This is a genomic window from Jeotgalibacillus marinus (assembly GCF_040801915.1).
Classification (GTDB): domain Bacteria; phylum Bacillota; class Bacilli; order Bacillales; family Jeotgalibacillaceae; genus Jeotgalibacillus; species Jeotgalibacillus marinus.
Map to the genome: position 1 here is coordinate 1 of NZ_JBFMIA010000385.1, position 211 is coordinate 211.

At 35.5% G+C, this 211-nt stretch carries 1 protein-coding gene; it reads left to right on the forward strand.

What is annotated here, in order from left to right:
• Positions 1-211 (forward strand): hypothetical protein (locus tag AB1471_RS18255; RefSeq protein ID WP_367781125.1); only part of this gene is annotated, 211 nt, incomplete at both ends.

The following is a 211-nucleotide window of genomic DNA, read 5'->3' on the forward strand; positions in this document are numbered from 1 at the left end:
AAAAACAGTAGATGATAACACGGAATCTATTTTAATTGTGGGAAGCAGTATTACACAACTATCTGACTCCATTCATTTAAAGGTGGAAGAAACTCAAGCTCACGTGGATACTATCGATGAAGATGTTACTCGTGTAAGTAGCCAAATGTCTGAATTGTCAGTTGATGTAGATGGGATTTCTACCAGTGTTAAAAGTTTGGAAAGTGATTTT